Annotated in this window: 20 protein-coding genes; 10 read left to right on the top strand and 10 right to left on the bottom strand. The window is 70.4% G+C overall.

From position 1 onward, the window contains the following. Positions 1-98: 98 nt before the first annotated feature. Positions 99-1,064, top strand: coding sequence for a prolyl aminopeptidase (gene pip / locus ABB55_RS09640; RefSeq protein ID WP_054358617.1), 966 nt, complete (start codon positions 99-101; stop codon positions 1,062-1,064). Positions 1,065-1,131: 67 nt separating this feature from the next. Here the strand turns inward: pip and ABB55_RS09645 are convergent, their stop codons facing one another. Together ABB55_RS09645 and ABB55_RS09650 are read right to left on the bottom strand one after the other, a co-directional pair. After that, positions 1,132-1,470 carry a hypothetical protein gene (locus ABB55_RS09645; RefSeq protein ID WP_054358618.1) on the bottom strand — a complete coding sequence of 113 codons (339 nt, stop codon included), beginning with the start codon at positions 1,468-1,470 and terminating at the stop codon, positions 1,132-1,134. Between the two features lie 202 nt (positions 1,471-1,672). Then, a complete protein-coding gene (locus tag ABB55_RS09650) occupies positions 1,673-2,152 on the bottom strand; it encodes a secondary thiamine-phosphate synthase enzyme YjbQ (protein ID WP_083463496.1) in 480 nt (159 codons plus the stop codon). Positions 2,153-2,302: 150 nt separating this feature from the next. On the opposite strand from ABB55_RS09650, the gene ABB55_RS09655 reads away from it, so the two are divergent. Together ABB55_RS09655 and ABB55_RS09660 are read left to right on the top strand one after the other, a co-directional pair. After that, positions 2,303-2,806 (top strand): FHA domain-containing protein, encoded by a 504-nt coding sequence (locus ABB55_RS09655; protein ID WP_054358619.1) that lies wholly within the window; start codon positions 2,303-2,305, stop codon positions 2,804-2,806. A gap of 67 nt (positions 2,807-2,873) precedes the next feature. Then, positions 2,874-3,317: an FHA domain-containing protein gene (locus tag ABB55_RS09660; protein ID WP_054358620.1), complete on the top strand. Its 444-nt coding sequence runs from the start codon at positions 2,874-2,876 to the stop codon at positions 3,315-3,317. Here the strand turns inward: ABB55_RS09660 and ABB55_RS09665 are convergent. Next, complete coding sequence (locus tag ABB55_RS09665) at positions 3,298-4,575, bottom strand: cation:proton antiporter (RefSeq protein ID WP_054358621.1); 1,278 nt, start codon at positions 4,573-4,575, stop codon at positions 3,298-3,300. The genes ABB55_RS09660 and ABB55_RS09665 overlap by 20 nt on opposite strands. 129 nt (positions 4,576-4,704) lie before the next feature. Here ABB55_RS09665 and ABB55_RS09670 point away from each other — a divergent pair, with 129 nt between their 5' ends. Beyond that, complete coding sequence (locus ABB55_RS09670) at positions 4,705-5,667, top strand: alpha/beta hydrolase (protein ID WP_083463499.1); 963 nt, start codon at positions 4,705-4,707, stop codon at positions 5,665-5,667. Positions 5,668-5,845: 178 nt separating this feature from the next. Further along, positions 5,846-6,493: an invasion associated locus B family protein gene (locus ABB55_RS09675; protein WP_160321201.1), complete on the top strand. Its 648-nt coding sequence runs from the start codon at positions 5,846-5,848 to the stop codon at positions 6,491-6,493. 690 nt (positions 6,494-7,183) lie between these two features. On the opposite strand, the gene ABB55_RS09680 is transcribed toward ABB55_RS09675, so the two are convergent. After that, positions 7,184-7,651, bottom strand: coding sequence for a MerR family transcriptional regulator (locus ABB55_RS09680; RefSeq protein WP_054358623.1), 468 nt, complete (start codon positions 7,649-7,651; stop codon positions 7,184-7,186). A gap of 419 nt (positions 7,652-8,070) precedes the next feature. On the opposite strand from ABB55_RS09680, the gene ABB55_RS09685 reads away from it, so the two are divergent. Then, positions 8,071-12,597 (top strand): peptidoglycan-binding protein, encoded by a 4,527-nt coding sequence (locus ABB55_RS09685; RefSeq protein ID WP_152981991.1) that lies wholly within the window; start codon positions 8,071-8,073, stop codon positions 12,595-12,597. Between the two features lie 19 nt (positions 12,598-12,616). Here ABB55_RS09685 and ABB55_RS09690 read toward each other — a convergent pair whose 3' ends face one another. Further along, positions 12,617-13,993 carry an MATE family efflux transporter gene (locus ABB55_RS09690; RefSeq protein WP_083463501.1) on the bottom strand — a complete coding sequence of 459 codons (1,377 nt, stop codon included), beginning with the start codon at positions 13,991-13,993 and terminating at the stop codon, positions 12,617-12,619. Positions 13,994-14,147: 154 nt separating this feature from the next. Between ABB55_RS09690 and ABB55_RS09695 the strand changes: the two genes are divergently transcribed. Beyond that, positions 14,148-15,047: a histone deacetylase family protein gene (locus ABB55_RS09695; protein WP_054358625.1), complete on the top strand. Its 900-nt coding sequence runs from the start codon at positions 14,148-14,150 to the stop codon at positions 15,045-15,047. A gap of 23 nt (positions 15,048-15,070) precedes the next feature. On the opposite strand, the gene ABB55_RS09700 is transcribed toward ABB55_RS09695, so the two are convergent. The 4 genes from ABB55_RS09700 to ABB55_RS09715 all read right to left on the bottom strand — a co-directional run bounded on the left by ABB55_RS09700 (position 15,071) and on the right by ABB55_RS09715 (position 18,357). Beyond that, positions 15,071-15,370 (bottom strand): hypothetical protein, encoded by a 300-nt coding sequence (locus tag ABB55_RS09700; RefSeq protein WP_054358626.1) that lies wholly within the window; start codon positions 15,368-15,370, stop codon positions 15,071-15,073. 9 nt (positions 15,371-15,379) lie between these two features. Next, positions 15,380-15,667 carry a DUF6460 domain-containing protein gene (locus ABB55_RS09705; RefSeq protein WP_054358627.1) on the bottom strand — a complete coding sequence of 96 codons (288 nt, stop codon included), beginning with the start codon at positions 15,665-15,667 and terminating at the stop codon, positions 15,380-15,382. A gap of 163 nt (positions 15,668-15,830) precedes the next feature. Beyond that, positions 15,831-16,520, bottom strand: coding sequence for an MIP family channel protein (locus ABB55_RS09710; RefSeq protein WP_054358628.1), 690 nt, complete (start codon positions 16,518-16,520; stop codon positions 15,831-15,833). Between the two features lie 145 nt (positions 16,521-16,665). Continuing rightward, complete coding sequence (locus ABB55_RS09715; protein ID WP_054358629.1) at positions 16,666-18,357, bottom strand: lysine--tRNA ligase; 1,692 nt, start codon at positions 18,355-18,357, stop codon at positions 16,666-16,668. A gap of 300 nt (positions 18,358-18,657) precedes the next feature. Here ABB55_RS09715 and ABB55_RS09720 point away from each other — a divergent pair, with 300 nt between their 5' ends. From ABB55_RS09720 to ABB55_RS09730, 3 genes are all read left to right on the top strand, one after another. Beyond that, positions 18,658-19,074: a tellurite resistance TerB family protein gene (locus tag ABB55_RS09720; protein WP_420848226.1), complete on the top strand. Its 417-nt coding sequence runs from the start codon at positions 18,658-18,660 to the stop codon at positions 19,072-19,074. Between the two features lie 1,164 nt (positions 19,075-20,238). Then, positions 20,239-20,529, top strand: coding sequence for a hypothetical protein (locus ABB55_RS09725; RefSeq protein WP_054358630.1), 291 nt, complete (start codon positions 20,239-20,241; stop codon positions 20,527-20,529). A 272-nt stretch (positions 20,530-20,801) separates the two neighbouring features. Continuing rightward, the gene (locus ABB55_RS09730) at positions 20,802-21,101 is read left to right on the top strand and encodes an antibiotic biosynthesis monooxygenase family protein (RefSeq protein ID WP_054358631.1); all 300 of its coding nucleotides are present in this window, start codon (positions 20,802-20,804) and stop codon (positions 21,099-21,101) included. A 12-nt stretch (positions 21,102-21,113) separates the two neighbouring features. Here the strand turns inward: ABB55_RS09730 and ABB55_RS09735 are convergent, their stop codons facing one another. Then, complete coding sequence (locus ABB55_RS09735) at positions 21,114-23,651, bottom strand: ligase-associated DNA damage response DEXH box helicase (protein ID WP_054358632.1); 2,538 nt, start codon at positions 23,649-23,651, stop codon at positions 21,114-21,116. Positions 23,652-25,506 lie beyond the last annotated feature (1,855 nt).

Consider the following 25,506-nt stretch of genomic DNA (forward strand, 5'->3'; position numbering starts at 1 on the left):
GGAGCCACGCCGGACGGCCGTGCGGACCGGGCTTGCGGCCGGCGGCGGGCTCTGATCCCATCGCCACGTGCCCTAACGCTACATCGGACGCCGCCGCCATGACCGCCACCCGCCATACCCTCCTCCCGCCGACAGAGCCCTACCGCACCGGGCGCCTCAAGGTCTCCGACCTGCACGAGATCTATTTCGAGGAATGCGGCAACCCGGCCGGCAAGCCGGTGATCATGCTGCATGGCGGCCCGGGCGGCGGCATCAACCCGGCGATGCGGCGGCTGCACGACCCGGCCGCCTACCGGATCGTCCTGTTCGACCAGCGCGGCTGCGGCCAGTCGACCCCGCATGCCGAATTGCGCGAGAACACGACCTGGGATCTGGTCGCCGACATGGAGCGCCTGCGCATCCTGCTCGGCATCGAGCGCTGGCAGGTGTTCGGCGGCTCCTGGGGCTCGACGCTGGCGCTCGCCTATGCCGAGACCCATCCCGACCGGGTCAGCGAACTGGTCCTGCGCGGCATCTTCACCCTGCGCCGCAAGGAACTGCTCTGGTTCTACCAGCAGGGCGCCAATGCCATCTTTCCGGAGACGTTCGAGCCCTACCGCGAGCATATCCCCGAGGCCGAGCGCGACGACATGATCGCCGCCTACCATCGGCGGCTGACCTCGGAGGACCCCGCGGTTCGGGTCGCGGCGGCCAGGACCTGGGCGCGCTGGGAGGGTTCGGCCCTGTCGCTGCTGCTCGATCCCGCCCGCGAGGCGGCCTTCGGCGAGGACCATTATGCCGAGGCCTTCGCGCGCATCGAATGCCACTACTTCGTCAACCGCGGCTTCTTCGACAGCGATTCTCACCTGCTCGACCATGTCGACCGGATCCGCCACATCCCGGGCGTGATCGTGCACGGGCGCTACGACATGTGCACGCCGGTGTTCATCGCCCACGATCTCGCCCGGGTCTGGCCGGAAGCCGATTTCCGCATCGTGCCGGATGGCGGGCACGCCGTCACCGAGCCGGGCATCACGCATGAGCTGATCGCGGCCACCGAGCGGTTCAAGTCCCGGCCGGCCTGACGCCGACCGGGCCAGCCGCGGGGTCTATCGGGTGGGCGGGGCGGCGGACGCCGCCAGCCGGAGGGCTCTACTGGGTGGGCGGGGCGGCGGACGCCGCCAGCCGCCGGCCGATCGACGGCGCCCGCCAGGCGATCCAGGCCAGCGTGGCGAGATTGCCGAGCACGAACAGCGCGACCAGGAAGGCGAGCACGACCGGCGCACGCCGCTCGAAGGCCGCGACCAGCCCCGCCGTCACCGCGAAGCCGAGATAGAGGTCGATCAGCGCGACCAGCCCCCAGGGGTCGGCCGCGACCGCCGCGAAGGAGGCGAAGAGGTCGGCACGACCGCTCGCCCACACGATCACGCCGGCAAAGACGGCGGCGGCCACGAGGGCGGCGATACGGATCAGGGTCGCGGTCTGCGGCATCGGACAAGGTCTCCTTCGTCCGTCTACGCGCGGACCCGGCCGGCGGTTCAGGTCGGCGCCTGCCGGCGGCGGCCGGGCGTAATGCCGCCCGGAGCATTTCCCGACCGGATGGACGGATCCACTCGACAAGGAAATGCTCCGGATTCAATGGCTTGAGCCGGTCCTTTTCGGGCGGATCGTTTCGATCCGACCGGGACCGGCCCTAACGGCCGAGATAGTGCAGCGTCACCTCGCGCCGGTGCGGCCGGGTCCGGTGCTCGAGGAGATAGATCGCCTGCCAGGTGCCCAGATCGGCCCGGCCGCCGACCACCGGCACGGCCAGCGACACCCCGGTCAGCACCGCCTTGGCATGGGCCGGCATGTCGTCGGCACCCTCCATGGCGTGCCGATAGTCCCGATCCGCCGGCGCGAAGCGGTCGAGCAGGCCGAAAAGATCGGCCAGCACGTCCGGATCGGTGTTCTCCTGGATGGTCAGCGACGCGGAGGTGTGGCGCAGGAACAGCGTGACGAGACCGTCGGCCGCCCCGATCGCGGCCAGCCATTCCGAAACCGCCGCCGTCAGATCGACCGCATCGCGTCCGCGGGTCGGCACGGCGAGCCGGGCGAGCGCCTGTCTCCCGACCGCCTCAGGACCGGCAAGATCGCTCCGGACGATGCCGTTCTGCCATGATGCTGCCCGCATCCTGCCCTTCTCCTCCGCATTCGGGCCTCGACGACCGCACCGGCCACCCCAGCCGGTGCGCCGTCACCGATGAGGCGTCCGTCGCCATTGAATAGTGCCGCGCGCTCCGACAAGATACGGACGACTGCGAAGCCCAGGAGTTCTGGCCCCATGCTCGATTGGATCGCGACGGCCGGCGTGCAACTGGCGGTCCTCGTCCTCATCGTCGTCGCGGTCGGCATCGGCATCGCCGCCACGGTGAAGCGGGAGCGCGAGGCGGCCGCCCTGGCGCGCGCCGCGGCCGGCGCCGTGCCGTCGGCGCCGCAGCCGATCATCACCAAGCAGGCGCCCCCGAAGGTCGCGCTCGCCGTGCTGGAATTCGAGGACGACCCGGGCGTGGTCGCCGTCGACCAGCCGCGCGTGACCATCGGGCGGCATTCCGACGACGACATCCGCGTCAAGGACGTGACCGTCTCGCGCCATCACGCCGTGCTGCAGATGAACGCGCAGGGCCTGTTCGAGATCCACAACCAGACCGCCGGGCGCTCGGAGCCCAACCCGCTGCTGGTCAACGGCGTCTATCGCGAGCATGCCGAACTGGCCGACGGCGACTTGGTCACCATCGGCGGCGTCACCTTCCGGTTCCGGCGCGAGGGGACCCGCACCGCGGCCTGATCGAGCCTCCGGCCGGGCTTGACGGCCGGCCCCACAACGGCCGTACCGCACATTCGAGGACTTTGCCATGTCCAGGTTCAACGACCCCGAAGAGGACCGCACCCGCGTCGTCGGCACGCGCCCCGGCGAGGAGGAGGCCCTGCGGCTCGAGGGCGATCTCGATACGGTCGAGACGCAGCTCGTCATGCGGCGCTCCAACAACCCGATGGCCCGCCTGGTGGTGATCGACGGCCACGGCCTCGGCAATGCCAAGCCGATCTATCCGGGCACCAATTCGATCGGCCGGGACCGCAAGAACCGGGTCGCGCTCGACTTCGGCGACGACACCATCTCGCGCATCGATCACGCCATCATCGTCTGCGACGACCGCAGCCTCAACTTCCGCATCTATGACGGCGGCAAGCTGAACCCGATCCACGTCAACAGCGTCCTGGTTACCGGCGAGCGGGAACTGTCGATCGGCGACGTGATCGAACTCGGCTCGACCCTGCTCAGGCTCGAGGCCGTGTGACGACGGTGGCGCCGGCCCGGCGGCCGCCGAGCAGGCGCGCCCCGTAGAGCCGCTCCAGAAGATCGAACAGCGGCATGGTCAGCGCGGTGGAGACCAGCGCCACGATGACCAGCGCCGAATAGGTCGCCGGCCCGACCACGCCGCGCTCGTAGAAGACCGTCACGATCACGAGTTCCATCAGCCCCTTGGTCTGCAGCAGCACGCCAAGCCCGGCCCCCATGGCCCAGCTCTCGCCGGCCAGCCGCGCCGCCAGCATCGTGGCGGCGAGCTTGGCCAGAACGCAGACCGCCAGCGCGACCACGAAGATCGTCCAGATCGCCGGATCGGCGAGGCTGAACGAGGTCTTCAGGCCGGTCGCCAGGAAGAAGAACGGCATCAGGATCAGGGCGGTCGGCGCGTCGAGCTTGTCGGCGGCCAACTGGCGCACGCGCTCGGGCAGGAACAGCCCGGCCACGAAGGCGCCGACGACATTGTGCAGGCCGAACAGCAGGGTCAGCGAAGACGCGGCGAAGATCACGATCGCGACCGCGCTCATCACCACCCGCTCGGGTGCCTGACGCGCCATCATGGCCAGGATCAGCGGCCCGGCGACGAAGCGCACGCCGAGACAGGCGAGAAGGCCGCTGCCGAGCGCGAGGACGCCCTCGCGCAGGAGGCCGCCCTCGCCGGCGGCGAACGGCAGCAGCACCGCCATGCCGGCCCATAGGATCGCGTCGCCGATACCGGCCGCCGCCAGCGCCACCGCGCCGACCCGGACCTGCAGGATGTCGAGTTCGCGCAGCAGGACGGCCAGCACCGGCAGGGCCGGGACCGCATTGCACAGCCCGAAGGCGATCGCGAACAAGGCCGGCCCCTGGTCGCCCGCCATCAAGGGAAAGCGGCCGGCCAGCGCCCATCCGGCCGCGGCGCCGATGCCCCATGTGGCGAGCAGTCCGCCGGCCCCGACTGCGAAGATGGTCCGGGCGGCCGGTGCGATCAGGTCGTGATCGGCCTCGGTGCCGGCCTTGAAGGCGAACAGGGTGACGGCGAGCGTGGCGATGGCGTTGACGCCGCCGAGCAGGTCCTTCGAGAACAGGAAGGCGAAGACATCCGGCGCCGCCACGCCGAGGACGGAGGGGCCGAGCAGAACCCCGGTCAGGATCTGGACGACGACCAGCGGCAGGAACCGGCGCAGCCCCAAAACCCACCAGAACAGGAAGGGCACGACCAAGACGGCGGTCGCCTGGAGCAGCAGAATGGACGCGGTGGTGTGATGCATCGGGACCCTCGCTCGGCGCGAACCTTCCATGGGTGCGGCGCAGGGTCAACGAAGGGCGCCCTTCCGGGCGGGCGGCCGGGCGGATAGTGTCGGCGCTCCCGATCGATCCCCTGGAGCCGCGACGCGCCGATGACCGGACTGCCCGATCCCGCCCTCTTCCGTCCCGACGCCATCCCGGAGGAGACCCGCCGGCTCAATGCCGAGATCACGGCGAAGATCGAGGCCCTGCCGGATGTCTGGAGTTTCCCGGCCCATGTGGTGCGCGACCGGCGCGCCCGCGGCCTCGGGCCCTTTCCGCCGGCGCCGAAATCGGCGCGCGCCGAGACGTTCGACATCGACGGCCCGCGCGGGCCGATCACGCTGCGCGCGATCGCGCCGGCGGAGGGTCCGACCCGCGGCGTCTATCTGCATATCCACGGCGGCGGCTGGACCCTCGGTGCCGCCGACCAGCAGGACCCGCGGCTGGAACGGATCGCCGATGCGACCGGGCTGACCGCGGTATCGGTCGACTACCGGCTCGCGCCCGAGCATCCCTATCCGGCCGGCCCGGACGATTGCGAGGCGGCTGCGCTCTGGCTGCTCGGCGAGGGCCGGACGCGGTTCGAGACCGGGCGGCTGGCGATCGGCGGCGAATCGGCCGGCGCGCATCTCGCCGTCGTGACCCTGTTGCGCCTGCGCGACCGGCACGGTCTGACCCCGTTCCACGCGGCCAATCTGGTCGCGGGCTGCTTCGATCTGGCGCTGACGCCGAGCGCGCGCCGCTTCGGGCTCGAGAAGCTGGTCCTGTCGACCCGCGACATCACCATGTTCGTCCGCCATTTCCTGCTGCGCGGCGGCGATCCGGCCGATCCGGACATCTCGCCGCTGCAGGCCGACCTTGCCGGCCTGCCGCCCGCGCTGTTCTCGGTCGGCACCCGCGATGCGCTGCTCGACGACAGCCTGTTCATGGCGGCACGCTGGAGCGCGGCCGGCAACGCAGCGGAACTTGCCGTCTATCCGGGCGGCTGCCACGTCTTCCAGGCCTTTCCGTCCGGCCAGACCGAACAGAGCCTGGCGCGGATGGACCGGTTCCTCGCGCAGCACAGCCGATGAACGTGACACGCCCGCATCGCCGGGAGACAAAGCCGCATGGCGGAGCGGCCCGGCCGCTTTCTCGCCGCAATGGATGGTCAGGAAGCGGTGGGTTACGAATGCCGTACCCCATTGAACCAATCCGTCCGGATGGGCTATGACGGGCACCGATCAGCCCCGGGGGTCGATGAGAACCATGATGAATGTCCTGAAAAGCGTCGTGAAGCAGGTGGTCGTCACGACGATGACTGCGGTCATGACGCTCCTCGGTATGGCCGTCGGCTCGGCCGTGGCACAGGGTGCCAAGAGCGGCGACGGAATCGTGACCGACGGCTGGATCAAGATCTGCCGGACGGACGAGAAGGCCAAGAAGGAGCTGTGCCAGACCGGATACGATCTGCGCACCACCAGCGGCCAGTTCCTGGCCTCCTTCTCGCTGATGGAAATGACCGGCGAGGCGCGCAAGATCGTCCGCCTGATCGTTCCGACCGGTCTTCTGCTGCAGCCGGGCCTCAAGGTCCAGGTCGACGACGGCAAGGCCGAAGAAGGCAAGTTCGGCTGGTGTGCCCCCGACGGCTGCGTCGTGCAGCTGGTGGCGAGCGACCCGTTCGTGGCGGCGCTCAAGAAGGGCAATGCCATCGTGGTCAACGCGCAGGGCCAGGCCGCCAATGCGGTTGCCTTCAACTTCCCGCTGGCGACCTACAAGTCGGCCAACGAGGGCAAGCCGATCGACCAGGAAACCTTCAAGAAGCGCCAGGAGGCGATCGCCGCCGAGGTGAATGCCAAGCGGCAGTCGATCGAGGATCAGCTGCGCGCCGCCCAGCGCAAGGCGCAGCAGCAGCAGTGAGCCGGCGCGCCCGTTCCGGGCGCGATACCACCGGTCTTGGCGCCAATCCGGCGGGCCCCTCCTGGGGCCCGTTTGCGTTTGTGAGCACGCCTTCGTTTCCGGGCACGCCGTCGTGTTCGGCACGCAGTGGTGTCCGGGCCAGGAATCGTTTCCGGGCACGCCTCCGTCTGGGACAGAAGGACCGAGCCGCATCGCTTCGGCGGCTATCGCCGTCCGGAAGCCGAGACGGTGCCGGAAGCAGAGACCGCGTCGAAATCGGAGACCGTGCACCCGGCGGCCCGCCGGCCTCCGCGAGAGGCCGCGTTGCCGGTGGCGGGCTCCGTCGCCCGTGGGATCCCCCCTGTCGCGGCCATCGGGAGCGCACCGGGCCTGGACGGATCGCATCCCTGCGGAAAGATGGCTTGGATTGGCGCCGCCGGTTCACCCTTCGGCGGCGAACGGACCTGCTCGCGCATGAGCGCGCTACGCCGACCCCGCGGGCGCCGTCGGCTTCGTTCGCGCCTGCCCGGCAAGGCCGCCAAGCGCGGCGCCGGGGATTCCACCCGCAGTGCCGCGGCGCGCGGACCGCATCGCCCCGTTTCGATGCCGTTCCGTCGTCGCCACAGCCATACGGATCGTGCCGATCCGCTTCTGCCGGTGCCGTCCGATCGATTATGGGGCCGACCCGACAGGCCGACCCGATCGGATCGGTCAGTTCCGGGTCTTCTCGCGCGTCTTGATCATGTCGGCGACCTGGCCGACCGTCGTCTTCAGTTCGTCAAGCGCCAGCTCGCAATCCCGCTTCTGGGCCTCGAGCACGCCGATCTGTTCGTTGAACTTCTTCAGGGCGACACGCAATTGCGTGAGCTGATTGTCCTTCAGGTCGTAGAGATCGAGCACTTCCTTGATCTCGGTCAGAGAGAACCCGACCCGCTTGCCCATCAGGACAAGTTTCAGCCTGGCCCGATCCCGCCGATTGTAGATTCGATTGAGCCCCTCGCGCCGCGGGTTCAGCAGCCCCTTGTCCTCGTAGAAGCGCAAGGTGCGCAAGGTCACATCGAATTCACGCGCCAGATCGCCAATCGTAAACCAAGCCTGCCGCGCTTCAACGGAACCGCCCGGCAGACGCTCCACATCATCGGACCCCGACTTTTCAGCCGTCCGTGCATTCGTACCCATGGGAACAGCTCCTATCTCGAAAGAGAATCGAGAGAAGTTCCCCCACCCCGGACCATCATTATTTTTTATATCAGATCAGGTGATATTATGTACCTCACGTGAGGTCAAGAGTGGCGGGATCGATCGGCGCCGGTTTTGGTGCATCGCCGCCATCCCGTCCGGGCATTGCTGACCGGTTCCTGTCGGACCCGCCGCGACCGTTTTCGGCTCCGCGACAGGACATCCGCAGCCGCGCGGCACGCCATTCCGGGTCGCAGTCGAAGTGGCGAATCATTAACGGAGGTTTCCCAACTGTTCATGGGTCCTGCGGGGGTTAACCCGTTGTTTACCATGACAGCCTGAATCTGCTTCCGGTGACGGCGGCGGGCGCCGAATCGCCCGATCGGAATTTCGGCGCCCCGCCCTCGATGAGGTCGCACATGACGTGGAGTGTCCGCGGGATCGACGACGAGGCCAGGGAACGTGCGCTCGGTGAAGCCCGGCGCGCGGGGTTGTCGGTTGGCGAATGGCTGAATTCGGTCATTCTGGACCGGCGTCAGGATCCGTCGACGGCCGTGCCGGCCGGAGGGACCGGATCGGCGGCCCCTGCCAGTCCGATGGCGCTCGAAGTCGAACGGAAACTCGCCGAACTGACCGAGCGGCTGCAGCGGCTGAGTGCCACGCCGCCTGCCGGACCCCGCACGACGGCCCCGTCCGCAGCCATCGCCGCGCCCGTGCTCCCGGTCCAGGCCGCCCCGAGCCCGATGCCGGCCGCCGCGCAGGCCGCGGTGCCGGCCGCCGCAGCGGGACGGGCGATGGACGATCCCGAAGCGATCGCCCGCGCCCTCGCCAGACTGATCGGCACCCCGAGACCCGAGGAACCGGCACGGACGGCCGCCGGCCGCCCGGCCGAGATGCCCTATGTCACCCCCGATCCGGTCGCGCACCCGCCCGCGCGCGCCGAAAGCGCGCCGTCCGGCGGACGCGGCAGCCCGGAGGGCGGCGACCGCACGACCGGGCTGTTGAAGACCCTCGAAAGCCTCGACGCGCGCCTGCGCAATCTCCGCGCCGCCGCATCGTCGCCGGAGACGGCCACGCAACGCGGCGGCGAGGCGACGACCGCGTCGTCGATGGCCACGTTGTCGGCGACCGCGGCGCCCCCGGCCGGACGCCCCGAATCCCGGATCCCGGCCGGCGCCCCCGCCACGCTGGAGCCGGCCGCCCGACCCGTTCCGACCGCCCGGACGGAAACGTCCGTCCGCCCCACCATGGCCGCTCCGGCCGAGCCCGGAGCGCTCCTGTCGGGCCGGCTCGACCTCCTTCAAAGCGCGATCGCGGAGATCACGGCGCGCCGCCAGGCCCTTGCCGCCGAAACCGGTTCCGGCGCCATGGAGCGGCCCGGACCGCAGTCGATCGCCGTTTCGGCCGCCCCGCCGATCGCCTCCGCCGCGCCGCGCCTCCCCGAACAGAGCGCGCCAGCACCGCGGACCCAGGCGCCGCTGCCGCACGTGCCGCTGCCGCAGGCGCCGCAGGTCCAGGCCCCCCTGGGCGCGGCGATCCCGCCGATGCCGTCTGCGGCCATCCCCAGCATGGCCGAGATCGAACGGCATTTCCGCGCCCTGGCCGAACGGATCGACGGATTGGCCGCCCGGCAGGATCCGGTCGGGCCGACCGACCTCCTCGACGAGATCCGCGCCTTCCGGGCCGACATGGAACGCCACGGCCGCCATCCGACGGCCGCCGACCTGAGCCTGGTCGAGACGATCGTCGGTCGCGTCGACGCGTTGGCGGCCACGCGGATCGAGCCGAGCCTGCTCGATCCCCTGGTGCTGGAGATCGCGCGGCTGCGCGACGCCATCGCGCAGGCCGATCCGCAGCCCGGCTTCGCCCGCCTGGAAGCGGGGCTCGGCCATGTCGTCGCGCGCGTCGACGATCTCGGCCGCCACGGCGTCGAGCGGGACGCGGCCGACCGCGCCATCCTGAGCGCCATCGCGACGGAACTCGGCGCCCTGCGCAGCCGGCTCGAAGACCTGCCGGATGCCGGCGAGGTCGCCGGGCTGCGTGCGCTGGTCGCCAGCGTCGCCGGTCAGGTCGAGACCTTCGGGGCCGACGCCGCCGAGGCGCGCCGCCTCGCCGCCGGTCTCGAGGAGATCCGGCAGGCACTCGGCGCCTTCGATGCCGGCGGCCTGGTCCGCCTGTTCGACCAGCGGCTGACCGAGATCACCGAGAAGATCGCGGCCCTGGAGAGCCGGCCCGGACCGGGCATCGCCCCGGATCGGCTGGAAGCGCTGATCGACGAGTTGCGGGCGATCCGGGCGGGTAGCGGCACCGCGGAGGCCCTGCAGGCGATCGAGGATCAGACCTTCGAGGTGACCCGCCGGCTTGCCGCCATCGAGGCCGCCGCGCGGCGCGACGACAATGCCGTGATCACGGCCCGCATCGCCTCTCTGGCCGAGCAGCTCGACCGGCTGGGCGAAAGAACCCCGGACGCGAGCCAGGTCGCGGCCATCCAGACCGCGATCGCCGACCTGGTCGAACGGCTCGACCGGGCCGAGGCGCCCCGCTCCGGCGCCACGCCCCAATTCGGGGCGATCGAGGCGCTGCTGCATCGCATCGACGAGCAGATGGCCGGCCTCAGGCCGTCGCACCATCTCGACATGATGGAAGCCTTCGAGGCGCGCGTCACGTCCCTCGTCGACAAGCTCGACCGGCTCGAACTGCGCCCGTTCGCGGGCCTCGATCCGAGCGCGCTCGCCCGCGAGATCGCCGCGCTGCGCACCGAGATCGCCCGTTCGGTGGCGCAGCCTCCCTCCGCCGCGATCGAGGCGCGCCTCAACGAGCTCGGCGACCGGATCGATCGGGCACGCATCACCGTCGACGAGCGGGCGATGGTTCTGATCGAGGAGCAGCTCGGGCGCCTCAATCGGCAGATCGAGGAGAGCGAGAGCCGCAATTCCGGGCTTGGCGCCATCGAGGAAACCCTGACGCGCATCCAGATGATCCTGTCGGAACAACAGGATCTGACCGTGGAGGCAGCCCGTCAGGTGGCGCGCGAGGCGCTGTCCGAGATCGCCGGAGTGACCGAGGATCGCGGAACCCTGGCCGCCGTCGAGGCGCTGCGGGCCGAGATGGCCGCCCTTCAGAACGGCATGCGCGAGCATGAGGCCGCCGCGGCGACCACGCTCCGCTCGGTCCACGACGCCCTGGCGGCGGTGATCCAGCGGCTCGGCGCCGTCGAGGGCCGGGCCGCGTCGCCGCCGGCCGCCGAACTGCTGGCGAGCCTGCAGACCGGCCTTTTGCGCGCCGAACAGAGCCGCGCGGCCACGGAGGATGCCCGTCCGCTGGCCGTCGGATCCGGCAAGCCCGGCCTGCGCGGTCGCGCGGCCGATCCGGAGGCGGCATCGCCCGACCGGCGGACCGGCGACGCCGACGAGACGACCGTCGCGGTGCCGCGGCGCACCGACTTCATCGCCGCGGCGCGCCGGGCCGCGCAGGCCGCCCAGCAGGCGGAGACGCTGCCGGTCGAGGAACCGTATGTCGAGCCGCAGCCCGGCCCGCAGGACGACGGCCCGGTGCCCGAGGACAATCCGCGCGGTCCGCTGGCGCGGATCGGCGCCGCCCTGCGCGGCCGGCGCCGTCCGCTGATGCTGGCGGCCGCGGCCGTGCTGCTCGCCGTCTTCGCCTTGCAGATGCTGCCTGGCCAGCGCCAGACCGAGACCGCCGGGACGGCCGCGAAGGCGCCGCAGGTGGCCGAACTCGGCAAGCCGGTGCGAGACCCCGCCGGGACCGCCGCCCCGTCCGCCACCCCGACGACCGGGGGCAGCCCGGTGGCCGGGGGTAGCCCGGTGGCCGGGGGCACCCCGGTGGCCGGCGGCTCGCCGCCAGCCCTCGTTGCGCCCTCCCAAACCGGCAGCGCCAGCCTGGCACCGCCGTCGACCCCGCCCGGCGGCTTCATCGACGCCCCGCGCCCGTCGATCGCACCGGGCGGCTTCGCAACGGCTCCGACGGTGACGCCCGAGGCGGGTGTGCAGCCGGTCCGCATCGCGGCCCCGCCGCCCTCGCTCGCCGCCGATCCGATCATCACCGGCGGCATCCAAAAGGCCATCGAGGACCAGGGCGGCACTGCCGCCCTCGAGCCGCCCGAGGCGATCGGCTCGTCCGCGCTGCGCAAGGCGGCCGCGGCGGGCGACGTCAAGGCGCAGTTCGAGGTCGGCATGCGCTATGCCGAAGGCCGCGGCGTGACCGCCGATCCGAAGGAAGCCGCGCTCTGGTATCAGCGCGCCGCCGACCGGGGCTTCCCGCCGGCCCAGTACCGGCTCGGCTCCGCCTACGAGAAGGGCCACATGGGCACGCGCGATCCGATCCAGGCGCGCCGCTGGTACCTGTCGGCGGCCGAGAAGGGCAATGTGCGCGCCATGCACAATCTCGGCGTGCTGTTCGCCAACGACCGCGACATGACCAATGCGGTGCCGTGGTTCCAGAAGGCGGCGGAATACGGCCTGCGCGACAGCCAGTTCAACCTCGGCATCATCTATGCGCTCGGCTCGGGCGTGAAGCAGGACCTCGCCGTCTCCTACAAATGGTTCGGCCTCTCGGCGCTGCAGGGCGACAAGGACGCCGAGAAGAAGCGCGACGAGGTGGCCGGCCATCTCGACAAGAGCAATCTCGCGGCCGCCAAGGCCGCCGTCGAGGTGTTCCGGGCCCGCCCGGCGGACCGGACCGCCAACGAGGAGGCGACGGTCTGGATCGAACCCGGCGCCCCGCAGGCGGGCCTCGGCCCGGCCGACACGATCCAGCGCGTCCAGGCGCTGCTGCAGTCCCGCGGCCTCTATGGCGGGGCGATCACCGGCACGCTCGACGACAAGACCCGGCAGGCGGTCAGAACCCAGCAGCGCAAGCTGAACATGAAGCCGACCGGCGAGCCCGACGAAGCCTTCCTGAGAGCCCTGCAGGGCAACGCGACCTGATTCGGGCCGCGGCCTCCGGTCAGCGCGCCCCGAAGGTTTCGGCGGCGCGCCGACGGCTGATCCAGCCGAGCGACAGGCCGCGCACGCCGAGGAAGATCAGGAGGGCCAGCCAGAGCCCGTGATTGCCGAAGGCGGGCATCAGCAGTGCCCAGGCCGCCAGATAGACGACCAGCGATACGAGCATCATGTTGCGCATGTCGCGCGACCAGGTGGCGCCGATGAAGACGCCGTCCATCTGGAAGGCCAGCACGCCGGCGAGCGGCGTCAGCGCGGCCCAGACGAGATAGAGCCGCGCCGTTTCCGCCACCGCGGTCGCCGAGGTCATCAAGGCCAGCAGCGCCGGACCGGCCGCCCAGAGCGTGGCGCTGACCAGGCCGGCGAGGGCGAAGCCCCAGATGGCCGTCAGAATCAGGGCGCGATCGTAGATGTCGCGCCGGCGGGCGCCGACGGCGCGGCCGACGAAGGTCTCGGCGGCAGCCGCGAACCCGTCCAGGAAGTAGCCGCCGAACAGGAAGAACTTCTCCAGGATGGCGTTGGCGGCCAGCACCAGGTCGCCCTGCAGCGCGCTCTGCCGGGTGAAGAAGGCGAAGGCGGCGAGCAGCACGAAGGACCGGATCATGATGTCGCGGTTGGTGCCGAGCATGGCGAGGACGGCGGGACGGTCGATCACGCGCGCCCAGCCCGGCCAGGCCGAGCGGTCCCGGGTCCGGGCCAGCAGGGCGAGCCCGAGCGCGAGCGTGACCGCATCGGCGGCGACCGCCGCCCAGGCCGCACCGGCCACGCCCCAGCCGGCCCCGAGCACCAGTCCGACCGCCGCCGCCACGTTGACGCCGTTGAGCACCGTCTGCAGCACGAGCCCGGCGCCGGCCCGGCCGAGACCGAGCAGCCAGCCGAACAGCGCGAAATTGGCCAGCACCAGCGGGGCGCCGAGGAGGCGGATCAGCACATAGGTGGCCATCGCCTCCATGACCGCCGGGCTGCCGCCGAAGACGGCGCGTCCGGCCAGCGCGGCCGCCGGGGCCGCCAGCATCATCAGGAGGCCGGCGAGACCGGCGAGGACCAGCGCGCGCATGAGCGTCGCCAGCATTTCCGGCCGATCGCCGCGGCCGACCGCCTGCGCGGTCAGGCCCGTCGTGCCGGATCGGAGGAAGTTGAAGGTGGTGAAGCCGACATCGCAGATCACCGAGCCGATCGCCACGCCGCCGATCAGGGCGGGCTCGCCGAGGCGGCCGACCACCGCCATGTCGACCAGGCCGACCAGCGGCGTGGTCATGTAGCCGAGCGTCATCGGCACCGCGATGGCGAGAACGGCGCGATGGTCGGGCGCCCGCAAGTCCGGTTGCCCGAAGTCGGGCGGCCTGAACTCGGGCGGATGGGGGATGGCGCTGGACGTCATGGCGGCGACCTTTGCGGCAGGTCCGTCGATCCGGCAAGCCCCGGCCGCCTCATGGCTGGATGCCACCGATGCGTCGCCGGCCGGCCGGAAAGGCTGTCCGGCCTTTCCGGCCGGGACCGTTCCGCCGGCGCGCCGCGAGCGATAGACTCGCGCCATGCTGCCGATCGTGCACAATCCCCACTACGACGCGGACTTTCCGCCGAGCCACCGCTTCCCGATGGCCAAGTTCCGGCGCATCGCCGAGATCCTGGTCGAGGACGGACTGGCGGCGGCCGGCGCGTTCCACGTTCCGGCCGAGGCGCCGGCCGGCTGGATCGGGCTCGCCCATGATCCGGCCTATGTCGACCAGGTCTTCGGCGCCGCCGTGCCCGACCGGGTCGCGCGCGAGATCGGCTTCGCCATGACGCCGCGTGTCGCCCGGCGCGCGCGCACGGCTTCGGCCGGCACCGTCATGACCGGCCGGCTCGCGCTCGAACACGGGCTCGCCTGCAACACGGCCGGCGGCAGCCACCACGCCCGGCGCGAGCAGGGCTCCGGATTCTGCGTCTTCAACGACGTCGCGGTCGCGATCCGCGTGCTCCAGGCCGACGGCCTGATCGGGCGCGCGCTGGTGGTCGATCTCGACGTGCACCAGGGCGACGGCACCGCGGCGATCTTCGCCGGCGACGACGCCGTCTTCACGCTGTCGATGCATGCCGAGCGCAACTTCCCGGCCCGCAAGGTTCCGTCCGATCTCGATATCGCCCTCGCCGACGACACCTCCGACGAGGCCTATCTGGCGGCCCTGGCGGCGATCCTGCCGGATGCGATCGACCGGCACCGGCCGGACATCGTCTTCTACAATGCCGGCGTCGACCCGCATGTCGAGGATCGGCTCGGCCGGCTGGCGCTGTCCGACGCGGGCCTCGCCGAGCGCGACCGGCGGGTGATCGGGACCGTGCGCGATCGGGAACTGCCGCTCGCCTGCGTGCTCGGCGGCGGCTATCAGGACGATATCGACCGGCTGGCGCGCCGGCACACCATCATCCACCGCGTCGCACGCGGCTTCGTCTGATCGCCGGCGCGGGGGCGCTCCGGCTAGACGGGTCCGGTGCGGCGGTCGGTGCGGGCTCGACGCAGTCCGCCCCAAGTCCCGAAGGCGACCAGCACGACAAGGCCGAGCAGCGCATAGGGGGCGCTCAGTGTCATGGCCAGGAAGGTCGCGATCTCATAGTGGATGTCGCCGCCGAGTTGGACCAGGCTGCGCGGGAAGGCTAGGATCGCACCGCCGATCGTCTGCTTCAGATCGAGCCCGGCCGATTCCGAGACGATCCGGGCGAGCCCGATCGAGACCGCCAGGAACAGGATGTTTCGGAAGGAGCTCTTCTTCTCCGACATGGCGGCGGATCAGCGCGGGCCGCGGCCGACCGCGAGCAGCCGCGAAATGAGCCAGATCGGCACGACCACGATGGCGCCCCAGATCAGATATTGGCCGACCGACCGGAAGGCCCCGAGACCGAGCCGCGAGATCGCGTCGATCAGGCCTTCGACGGCGTCGATCACGCCCTGCACCAGCCGCATCGGATGCAGGCCGAGCGTGGCCAGGACGAAGCCGACCACGATCGACAGGAAGGCCAGCCATAGCAGCGTCCTCAGCGGCGGGCCGCCGAGAAAGCGTTCAATCGGGTTTGCCATGTCGTGCCTCCGGAGATTTCAGACGGAGGCATAGCACGCGCGTTCGGGGCGGGTCGAGGCGCCCGGTTCGGGGCCGTCCGGCCGTCGGGCGACACAACAGTTCGCAGAAGATGGGCGGCAGCGGCGGCGGGGCGTTCGGCCGCCGCCGCTGCCCGACTGCCGGTCAGTCGGCCGAGAGCAGGCCGGTGCGCGAGACGATGCCGGCGAGCGCGCCGCCGATCAGCGGGGCGACGATGTAGAGCCAGAGCTGGCCGAGCGCCCCGGCGCCGGCGAACAGGGCCGGGCCGAAGGCGCGGGCCGGATTGAGCGAATTGCCCGAGACCGGGATGAAGGCCATGTGCAGGATGGCCAGCGTCAGGCCGATCACCAGCCCGGCCAGAATGGTCGTGTGCTTCGGATGGGTGACGCCGAGGATCACGGTGACGAACACGAAGGTTGCCACCACCTCGATCAGGAAGGCGGAGGTCATCGAGAAGCCCTTGACCGGATCCCAGCCGTTCTGTCCGAAGCCGAGCGTGGCGACGTCGTAGCCGCCGGCCTTGCCGGAGACGGCCAGCAGCAGGACCACCGAGGCCAGCGTCGCGCCGACCAGCTGCGCGATGATGTAGGGGATCACGTCCGCGACGGACATGCGGCCGGCCAGGAAGGCACCGACCGTCACCGCCGGGTTGAGATGGGCTCCGGAGACCGGGCCGATCGCATAGGCGGCCGCCGTGACGGCGAGACCGAAGCACAGCCCGATGCCGACCTGACCGAGCGGCAGGGCGCCGCCGAGGCCGCCGGCCACCACCGAACCGACGCCGATGAAGACCAGAATGAATGTGCCGACCACTTCGGCGATATACTTTTTCATGGTTGAAGTTCCCCAGCTGAACCGGCTCCGCTGGAACCGGGGCGACGATACTCAACCAAGTTTCTGCATGCGTGCAATCCCGGATCGCGGGGAAGCGCCGCCGGTGGCGGCATTTCCCCGGATATGGGAGCCATGCGCCGCCGCTTCACGCCACTTTGGTCGCCAGGGTGCCGGCCAGGGCCTTGCCGATGAGGGTTCGGGTCTCCGCAACGCCGTAAAGCGCCACGAAGGACCCGAATCGGGGACCGCGCTCCTGGCCGATCAGCACCTGGTAGAGGCTGGCGAAGAATTCCTGCGACACGCCGGGCCGGCCGTCCGGGCCGAGCTTCTTGGTGTCGGGGAAATGGCTGCGGCCGACATCGTAGACCGCCGCCTGGATGGCATCGCCGTCCGGCACCGCCGGCAGCGCGCCGAGCGCGGCATCGAGGGCTTCCAGGGCCGCCCGCTCGGTCGCGGTCGGCGCGCGGAACACCTTGCCGGGCTTCACGAAATCGTGGAAGTAGCGGATCGCGTAGCCGACCAGCCGGTCGAGCTCCGGGTTGCTCGCCGGCGAGGCGCCCGGCGCGTAGCGCGACAGGAAGCCCCACAGCACGGCGCGATCCTCGGCATTCGAGGCCGAGACCAGATTGAGCAGCATCGTGAAGGAGATCGAGCTCGACGGGGCATTGCCGGCCGCGCCGCCGATCCGCTCCGGTTCCGGCGGCAGGCCGGAATGGATGTGCCAGACCGGATTGCCGAGCTGCTGCTCGAGCGGCTGGCGGCGATAGGCCTCCAGGAACTGGGCATACTCGTCGACATTCTTCGGGATCACGTCGAAATAGAGCCGCTTGGCCGCCTTCGGCTCGCGGAACATGAACAGCGACAGGCTTTCCGGCGAGGCATAGGACAGCCATTCGTCGATGGTCAGGCCGTTGCCCTTGGACTTGGAGATTTTCTGGCCCTGGTCGTCGAGGAAGAGCTCGTAGTTGAAGCCCTCCGGCGGACGCTCGCCGAGCACGCGGCAGATCTGGCCGGAGATGCGGACATTGTCGATATGGTCCTTGCCGGACATCTCGTAGTCGACGCCGAGCGCCGCCCAGCGCAAGGCCCAGTCGGGCTTCCACTGCGCCTTGGCGCCGCCGCCGGTGACCGGCGTCTCGAAGCGCTCGCCCGTATCCGGATCGGTCCACACGACGGTGCCGCGCGCGACGTTGCGCTCCTCGATCGGCACCTGCATGACCACGCCGGTCTTCGGATGCACCGGCAGGAAGGGCGCGTAGGTGCGCCGCCGCTCCTCGCGCAGCGTCGGCAGCATGATCGCCATCACGTCGTCGTAGCGCTCCAGCATGACGAGCAGCTTCTCGTCGAGCCGGCCGGCCGCGTAGTAGTCGGTGGCGCTGGCAAATTCGTAGGTGAAGCCGAAGGCATCCAGGAAGCCGCGCAGGCGGGCATTGTTGTGATGGCCGAAGCTGTCATGGGTGCCGAACGGGTCGGGCACGCGGGTCAGCGGCTTGCCGAGATGGCCGCGCAGCAGATCCTGGTTCGGCACGTTGTCGGGCACCTTGCGCATGCCGTCCATGTCGTCGGAGAAGCACAGGAGCCGGGTCGGCACCCGGTCGCCGGTCAGCACCCGGAAGGCATGCAGCACCATGGTGGTGCGCGCCACCTCGCCGAAGGTGCCGATATGCGGCAGGCCCGACGGCCCGTAGCCGGTCTCGAACAGCACCTCGCCCTTGCCGGTCTTCTCCAGGCGGGCGACGATCTTGCGCGCCTCCTCGAAGGGCCAGGCCTTGGATTTCGCCGCCGCCTCGATCAGGGCCGGGGTGAGATCGAGGGCGAGCGGGCGCGGGGCGGTCATGGCAACGGCTTCCTGTGGATGGGGCGGGCCGACGGCGTCGGACCACGCAGGACGGCGCCGGCGCTCCGGCTCCGGCAGGCGGCCTGTCGGTGCGAAGCGCAGCGCTGGTTGGCTGAAACACGGGCCGCTCGGCTGTGGAGCGCGGCTGCGGACCGGCCGTTTCGGCGGCGAAGACCCGCCCCCGAGACGCGCGCGACACTAAGGTCGGCCTCCGGACACGTCAATCACGCCGGCCCTTGCGGCTCGGCGCCGCCGGACCTAGCTTCCGGCCGCCGCCGGACCCTCGGCGCCCGAGAGGACATGATGACAGACCAGCCGACCATCCAGGAAGCCCTCGTCCATGTGATGATGACGACATGCGTCGCCGATCGCGACATGGCGCATGTCGAACTGACCGCCATCCGCATGCTGGTCGATCGCCTGCCCGTCTTCGCCGGCTTCGACATCGCCCGCCTGGTGCCGATCGCCGAATCCACCGCGCGCACCCTGGCCGAGGAGAACGGGCTCGACGTGATCATCGAGATGGCCAAGGCGGCGCTGCCAGCCCGGCTCTACGAGACCGCCTATGCGCTCGCCGTCGAGGTCGCCGCCGCCGACGTGGTCGCCCGCCAGGAAGAGCTGCACCTCCTGGAAATGCTGCGCGATGCGCTCGAAGTCCCCACGCTCGCCGCTGCCGCGATCGAACACAGCGCCCGCGTCCGCTACCGCCGGCTCTGAGGGCGGGAGCGGGTCGTCGGGGATTGCGGTTTCGGGGGGGCGTTGGGCGGCCCGTCGCGAAACGGCCGCAGATCGGTCGAGGCATCCCTGAGAGGGTGCAGGATGGGTGCCATCTCGCGGCCCCCCCTCAGATGCCGCAGGCTGGAAACAGATCTCTCATCGGATCCCCGGCCGGAGCGCGAGCGGAGAGCCGGGGCCTACTCTCGTTTCCACTTGCCGCAATACTCAGAATTTGCTCGCGATTTTGACGCCGCCGTGGGCCGATTGGGTCCCGGATCGGCGGCCCTTCGGGCCTTGTCCGGGATTGCGGTTTCGGGGAGTGTTGCGAGGGACGGGAGGCCGTGGGAGGGTTGTATCGCTTCCGAGATATCCCTGGAATACTGCGGGAGGATGGCACATCTCTCGACGCATCCGCCCAGATGTCGCGGGATGGAAACAGATCTCCCAACGTATCCCCGGCCGTAGCGCCAGCGGAGAGCCGGGGCCTACTCTCGTTTCCACTTGCCGCAATGCTCTGACTTCGCCCGCAATCTTGACGCCGCTGCGGGGCGAGTAGGTCCCGGATCGGCGGCCCTTCGGGCCTTGTCCGGGATTGCGGTTTCGGGGGGATGGCCGGGGTGAAATGCCACGAGGCGGCCGCGGGGTGCCGCGATGCATCACCCGGATGTCGCGGAGCGGTGAGAAATCTCTCGGCGCATCCGTGAGAACGTGCAGGATGGGTGCACATCTCGCCGCGCATCCACCCAGCACCCAGATTACGCGGAATGGAAACACATCTCTCATCGCATCCCCGGCCGCAGCGCCAGCGGAGAGCCGGGGCCTACTCGCCTCCCGACCTGCCGCAATGCTCCGATTTTCCTCGCGATCTTGACGCCGCTGCAGGGCGAGTAGGTCCCGGATCGGCGGCCCTTCGGGCCTTGTCCGGGATTGCGGTTTCGAGGGGGATGGCGGGGGGAAATCCGCTGAGGGATGGCGTCCTTCGGATCGCTCGGGCGCTCCGCTCACGGTCTCGTGATCGGCGGCCTGACACCTGAACGGTTTCTGAACCGGGCGTTCGGGTCGGGTGCATGGGCGGGGGTCTAGTCTCAAATCATCGAACGACGGGGCCTGACCCGCCCCACCCCCTGAGAGCCCAGACTGAATTTCGACTTCACGGAGCCCGCCATGTTCGCCAAGATCGCTGCCGCCACCCTCGCCGTCGCCCTCGTTGCCGGCGCCTCCGTTTCCACCGCCTCGCAGGCCGAAGCCAAGGGAGGCGCCTTCGTGGCCGGCCTCGTCGGCGGCGCCATCATCGGCGGTGCGCTGGCCTCGCAGGCCTATGCGCCGGGCTACTACGCCCCCGGCTACTACGCCCCGGCCCCGGTCTATGCGGCCCCGGTCTATGCCCCGAACTGCTACAAGGTCTGGGCCTACGACTCCTGGGGCAACCCCTACAAGACCAAGGTCTGCAACTGAGCGACCTGCGGTCACGCACCGACGACCCCGCTTCCCCTGTACTTGCTCCCCTCCCCTTCCTCCCCAAGTCCACCTTCAGGCCCGGCCCCGCGCCGGGCCTTTTCTTTTTGGCGCCCGGCTGCGCAATCGGCCGCCAAGCGGACGGCCGCTGCCGCTTCACCGGCCGGGCGTGCCTCACGGCAAGGCCACCAGCGTTGAGGTCCGTATCCGGCCTTTCATCGACCGAATATTCACTCTATGATATGCAATTGTCTGCATGACGGGAGGATGGCATGACGGCCTTCAACGTCGTACGCTTCAAGACAAAGCCCGGAATGGAACGCGAATTTATTGATGCCCATACGAATGCGTCGATGGATGTCAAAGGCTTCCGGCGATTTTCACTGATCTCGACCGGCCCGGCCACGTTCTGCGTGATCGGGGAATGGGACGATCTGGACAGCTTGGCCGCGGCGCGTCCCACCATGATCGGCCTTCTGAACAGCTTCCGGCATACGCTCGAGGATCTCGGCGACGGTCTCGGCGTCACCGATCCGGTGTCCGGGCCGGCCCTCCTCGAATTGAGGCCGTAGCGACCGCCGGGTTCACGCCGTCTCCATCGCCTCGGCCACGATGGCGTCGGCGGCCTCGCGCAGCAGGGTCTCGTCGGCCTCGCCGGGGACGCGCTCCTTGCCGATCTCCAGCATGATCGGCACGGCCAGCGGGGAGATGCGGTCGAGCCGCTTCAGGACCGTATGCCCCTTGATGCGGGCCAGCATCGCGCCGACGCGGCCGAGGTCGATCAGGCCGGCGGAGGCGTCGGCCCAGGTGGCGCGCAGCAGGATGTGGTCCGGCTCGTGGCTGCGCAGCACGTCGTAAACCAGGTCGGTCGAGACGGTGACCTGGCGGCCGCTCTTCTCCTTGCCGGGATGGCGCCGCTCGACCAGGCCGGCAATGACCGCATTGGTACGGAAGGTGCGCTTCAGGAGATAGCTGTCGGCCATCCAGGCTTCGAGATCGTCGCCGAGCATGTCCTCGTCGAACAGCGTGCCGAGCGACGGCTGCCCGTCCGCGAACAGCCGGCCGAGATCCTCGACCGCCCAGATGCCGAGCGCGTAGTCGGTCGCCACGAAGCCGATCGGACGGGCGCGGAAGCGCTCCAGGCGCCGCGTCAGCAGCATGCCGAGGGTCTGGTGGGCGAGCCGGCCCTCGAACGGATAGGCGACCATGTAGTGCCGGCCGCCGCGCGGAAAGGTCTCGACCAGCAGTTCGTCGCGCTTCGGCAGCACGGAACGGAGCCTCTGGATCGCCAGCCAGTCGGCGACCTGTCCGGGCAGGCGGCCCCAGGCGTCCGGATCGGCGAGCATGCGGCGCACCTGGTCGGCCAGATAGGTGGAGAGCGGAAACTTGCCGCCCGCATAGGCCGGGATGCGCGGACTCTCGTCGCGGGTGCGCGTGACCAGCGCCTCGTTCTCGCGGATCGTCTCGAAGCGCAGCACCTCGCCGCCGAACAGGAAAGTGTCACCCTTGGCGAGGGTCTCGAAGAAGAACTCCTCCATCTCGCCGAGCACCCGCCCGCCGCGCGCCGGCGTGCCGCCCGAGACCTTCGAGACCAGCCGCACCTTCAGCATCGGCATCTCGACGATGGTGCCGACATTGAGCCGCCAGCCCTGCGCGATGTCGGGCGAGGCGACCCGCCAGAGCCCGTCCTTGCGCCGCCGGATCTTGGCATAGCGCTCGTAGACCTTGAGCGCGTAGCCGCCGGTCGCGACATAGTCGACGACCCGGTCGAAGGTGGCGCGATCGAGCGCGCGGTACGGATAGGCGGATGTGATCTCCGCATGCAGATCGTCGTCGGCAAAGGGGGCGGCGACCGCCATGCCGAGGACATGCTGGGCGAGCACGTCGAGCGCGCCGGGGCGGATCGGCGGGGTGTCCTGGTCGCCGAGATAGTTGGCGTCGAGCGCGGCGCGACACTCCAGCACCTCGAAGCGGTTGGCGGGCACCAGCAGCGCGCGGCTCGGCTCGTCGAGCCGGTGGTTGGCGCGGCCGATGCGCTGGGCAAGCCGGCTCGCGCCCTTCGGGGCGCCGACATGGATGACCAGATCGACATCGCCCCAGTCGATGCCGAGATCGAGCGTCGAGGTCGCCACCACGGCGTCGAGCGTGCCGGCCGCCATCGCGGCCTCGACCCGGCGCCGCTGCGCGACATCGAGCGAGCCGTGATGCAGCGCGATCCGGAGCGTGTCCTCGTTGATAGTCCAGAGCTCCTGAAACACCATCTCGGCCTGGCTGCGCGTGTTGACGAAGATCAGCGTGGTCTTGGCCGATTTGATCGCCGCATAGATCTCGCCCATGGCGTAGCGCGCCGAATGGCCGGCCCAGGGGATGCGTTCGGCGGATTCCAGGATGCGGATGTCGGGCTTGGCGCCGCCCTCGAGCCGCACGATGTCGGCCGGCGGGGTGGCGCCGTCCTGGGCGACCAGCCAGGCGGCCAGTTCGTCCGGATTGGCGACCGTCGCCGACAGGCCGACCGTGCGCAGGCCCGGCGCCAGCTGGCGCAACCGGGCGAGGCCGAGCGCCAAGAGGTCGCCGCGCTTCGACGTGACCAGGGCATGCAGTTCGTCGAAGATCACCGTCGTCAGGCCGCCGAACAGGTCCTCCGCCTCGCGCGCGGCGACCAGCAGGGCGATCTGCTCGGGTGTGGTCATCAGGATGTCGGGCGGATCGGATTTCTGGCGCTGGCGCTTGTGGGCGGGGGTGTCGCCCGTGCGGGTCTCGACCGTCACGTCCAGGCCCATCTCGGCGATCGGGTGCTCGACATTGCGCGCCACGTCGACGGCGAGCGCCTTCAGGGGCGAGACATAGAGCGTGTGGATGCCGCGCCGGCCGACGGTGCGGCCGCGGGCGGTCAACCGGGCAGCGCGCGGCGTGCCGGCGAGATCGATCAGGCTCGGCAGGAAGCCGGCCAGCGTCTTGCCGGCGCCGGTCGGGGCGACCAGCAAAACGGGCCGGTCGGCCCGCGCGCGGGCGATCAGGTCGAGCTGGTGCGGCCGCGCCGTCCAGCCGCGCGCCGCGAACCAGGCGGCGAAGCGGGGCGGCAGCAGGGGGTCGGGATCGTCTAGATCGGACGGGTCGCTCACGACATGAGAGGTAGCGCCCGCCCCGCCCGAGCGGAAGGGCGAGCCGTCATTCCTCCACCACCTCTCGGGACGCTCCCGCCTCGCGGGCGGGTCCCGGAGCGTTGCGGCTTTTTGCACCATCCCGCACCGCATTCCCGGCCGAAGCGCAGCGGAGATCCGGGACCCACTCTGCTGGCGATGTGCCGCAAGGTTTTGAATTGACTGGTGATCCTGAGGCCCGCTTCGATGCGAGTGGGCCCCGGATCGGCGGCCCTCACGGGCCTTGTCCGGGGAGGCGACCGCTCACGCCGACGGGGGGCTCAGGGACGGGGATTCGGGGACGGGGGACACCGGGCTGACGCCGCGACGGTCTGGGGCGACCGACCGTGCGTAACAGGCTTTGTCCGGGCAGGGAATACCCCGCCCGGGACGGCATGATCCCTCAACGCATTCCCGGCCGCAGCGCAGCGGAGAGCCGGACCTACTCTGCTGGCAACCTATCGCAAGACTTTGATATAAATGGCGATCTCGACGCCCGCTGCGATGAGAGTGGGCCCCGGATCGGCGGCCCTCACGGGCCTTGTCCGGGGATGCGCGGGGAGATTGCGGCAGGGGCTCCAACATCGGACCTTCCACTGCCCACTCCCGAATCCGCACTGCCCCGCACCCGCTGGAACGGTGTCCCGTAGGGGCGCATTCCCGGCCGGAGCGCCAGCGCAGAGCCGGCTTTTTTGCACCATCCCGCACCGCATTCCCGGCCGGAGCGCAGCGGAGAGCCGGGACCTACTCTGATGGCAACCTGTCGCAAGACTTTGATATAAATGGCGATCCCGACGCCCACTGCGATGAGAGTGGGCCCCGGATCGGCGGCCCTCACGGGCCTTGTCCGGGGATGCGCTGGGAGATTGCGGCAGGGGCTCCAACATCGGACCTTCCACTGCCCACTACCACTGCCCACTCCCGAATCCGCACTGCCCCGCGCCCGCTGGAACGGTGCCCCGTAGGGGCGCATTCCCGGCCGTAGCGCCAGCGGAGAGCCGGCTTTTTGCACCATCCCGCACCGCATTCCCGGCCGGAGCGCAGCGGAGGGCCGGGACCCACTCTGCTGGCAACCTGTCGCAAGACTTTGATATAAATGGCGATCCCGACGCCCGCTGCGATGCGAGTGGGCCCCGGATCGGCGGCCCTCACGGGCCTTGTCCGGGGATGCGCTGGGAGATTGCGGCAGGGGCTCCAACATCGGACCTTCCACTGCCCACTCCCGAATCGGCACTGCCCCGCGCCCGCTGGAACGGTGCCTCGTTGGGGCGCATTCCCGGCCGGAGCGCCAGCGGAGAGCCGGGACCTACTCTGCTGGCGATGTGCCGCAAGGCTTTGAATTGACTGGTGATCCTGAGGCCCGCTTCGATGCGAGTGGGCCCCGGATCGGCGGCCCTCACGGGCCTTGTCCGGGGATGCGACCGCTCACGCTGACCGGGGGCTCAGGGACGGGGATTCGGGGACGGAGGCTCAGGGACGGGGGACTCAGAGACCGGGGAGCACGCGGGGCCGACGCCGCGACGGTCGGAGCCGACCGACCGTGCGCAACAGGCTCTGCCCGGACAGGGAAAACCCCGCCCGGGGGCGGCATGATCCCTCAGCGCATTCCCGGCCGGAGCGACAGCGGAGAGCCGGACCTACTCTGCTGGCAACAGTCCGCTCGGACCTGTTTTAATGGATGGTCTTGACGCCGCAGAGATCAGAGTGGGCCCCGGATCGGCGGCCCTCACGGGCCTTGTCCGGGGATGCGACCGCTCACGCTGACCGGGGGCTCAAGGACGGGGATTTGGGGACCGAGGCTCAGGGACGGCGGAGCTCAGAGACCGGGGAGCACGCG

This window comes from Prosthecodimorpha hirschii (assembly GCF_001305515.1).
Taxonomy (GTDB): Bacteria; Pseudomonadota; Alphaproteobacteria; order Rhizobiales; family Ancalomicrobiaceae; genus Prosthecodimorpha; species Prosthecodimorpha hirschii.

Excerpts from the sequence above, each read along its gene's own strand:
- pip (WP_054358617.1), top strand. The coding sequence starts at position 99 with ATGACCGCCACCCGCCATACCCTCCTCCCGCCGACAGAGCCCTACCGC.
- ABB55_RS09645 (WP_054358618.1), bottom strand. The coding sequence starts at position 1,470 with ATGCCGCAGACCGCGACCCTGATCCGTATCGCCGCCCTCGTGGCCGCC.
- ABB55_RS09650 (WP_083463496.1), bottom strand. The coding sequence starts at position 2,152 with ATGCGGGCAGCATCATGGCAGAACGGCATCGTCCGGAGCGATCTTGCC.
- ABB55_RS09655 (WP_054358619.1), top strand. The coding sequence starts at position 2,303 with ATGCTCGATTGGATCGCGACGGCCGGCGTGCAACTGGCGGTCCTCGTC.
- ABB55_RS09660 (WP_054358620.1), top strand. The coding sequence starts at position 2,874 with ATGTCCAGGTTCAACGACCCCGAAGAGGACCGCACCCGCGTCGTCGGC.
- ABB55_RS09665 (WP_054358621.1), bottom strand. The coding sequence starts at position 4,575 with ATGCATCACACCACCGCGTCCATTCTGCTGCTCCAGGCGACCGCCGTC.
- ABB55_RS09670 (WP_083463499.1), top strand. The coding sequence starts at position 4,705 with ATGACCGGACTGCCCGATCCCGCCCTCTTCCGTCCCGACGCCATCCCG.
- ABB55_RS09675 (WP_160321201.1), top strand. The coding sequence starts at position 5,846 with ATGAATGTCCTGAAAAGCGTCGTGAAGCAGGTGGTCGTCACGACGATG.
- ABB55_RS09680 (WP_054358623.1), bottom strand. The coding sequence starts at position 7,651 with ATGGGTACGAATGCACGGACGGCTGAAAAGTCGGGGTCCGATGATGTG.
- ABB55_RS09685 (WP_152981991.1), top strand. The coding sequence starts at position 8,071 with ATGACGTGGAGTGTCCGCGGGATCGACGACGAGGCCAGGGAACGTGCG.
- ABB55_RS09690 (WP_083463501.1), bottom strand. The coding sequence starts at position 13,993 with ATGACGTCCAGCGCCATCCCCCATCCGCCCGAGTTCAGGCCGCCCGAC.
- ABB55_RS09695 (WP_054358625.1), top strand. The coding sequence starts at position 14,148 with ATGCTGCCGATCGTGCACAATCCCCACTACGACGCGGACTTTCCGCCG.
- ABB55_RS09700 (WP_054358626.1), bottom strand. The coding sequence starts at position 15,370 with ATGTCGGAGAAGAAGAGCTCCTTCCGAAACATCCTGTTCCTGGCGGTC.
- ABB55_RS09705 (WP_054358627.1), bottom strand. The coding sequence starts at position 15,667 with ATGGCAAACCCGATTGAACGCTTTCTCGGCGGCCCGCCGCTGAGGACG.
- ABB55_RS09710 (WP_054358628.1), bottom strand. The coding sequence starts at position 16,520 with ATGAAAAAGTATATCGCCGAAGTGGTCGGCACATTCATTCTGGTCTTC.
- ABB55_RS09715 (WP_054358629.1), bottom strand. The coding sequence starts at position 18,357 with ATGACCGCCCCGCGCCCGCTCGCCCTCGATCTCACCCCGGCCCTGATC.
- ABB55_RS09720 (WP_420848226.1), top strand. The coding sequence starts at position 18,658 with ATGATGACAGACCAGCCGACCATCCAGGAAGCCCTCGTCCATGTGATG.
- ABB55_RS09725 (WP_054358630.1), top strand. The coding sequence starts at position 20,239 with ATGTTCGCCAAGATCGCTGCCGCCACCCTCGCCGTCGCCCTCGTTGCC.
- ABB55_RS09730 (WP_054358631.1), top strand. The coding sequence starts at position 20,802 with ATGACGGCCTTCAACGTCGTACGCTTCAAGACAAAGCCCGGAATGGAA.